The organism is Pseudomonas sp. SIMBA_067 (genome assembly GCF_046534675.1).
Lineage (GTDB): Bacteria > Pseudomonadota > Gammaproteobacteria > Pseudomonadales > Pseudomonadaceae > Aquipseudomonas > Aquipseudomonas putida.
Map to the genome: position 1 here is coordinate 1 of NZ_JAWRYH010001544.1, position 228 is coordinate 228.

The 228-nt window shown below is 60.1% G+C and carries 1 pseudogene; it reads right to left on the reverse strand.

Annotated features, from left to right (window positions below):
- Positions 1 to 94 (reverse strand): annotated as a pseudogene (locus SB765_RS34635) (biliverdin-producing heme oxygenase); the annotation flags it as partial.
- Positions 95 to 228 lie beyond the last annotated feature (134 nt).

Genomic DNA, 228 nt, shown 5'->3' on the forward strand with positions numbered 1-228 from the left:
CCAGTTGATCGACGCTGTCATGGTCCCGGCTGCTGGCCGCCTTCAAGCGTTTGCAGCGGCCGGGCTCCACGAGGGGGTAGTGTGCAGCGGTCATAGGGGTATCCGTGGTGTGAGGGGTATACGCCCATGATGCTTGCCATCCTTGGCCAGCATCATCTGGTAATCGCTGGTAGTCAGTTTGCCGGTGTCCTTGATGCTGACATCCAGGTTGCCGGACCCGATGCTGTT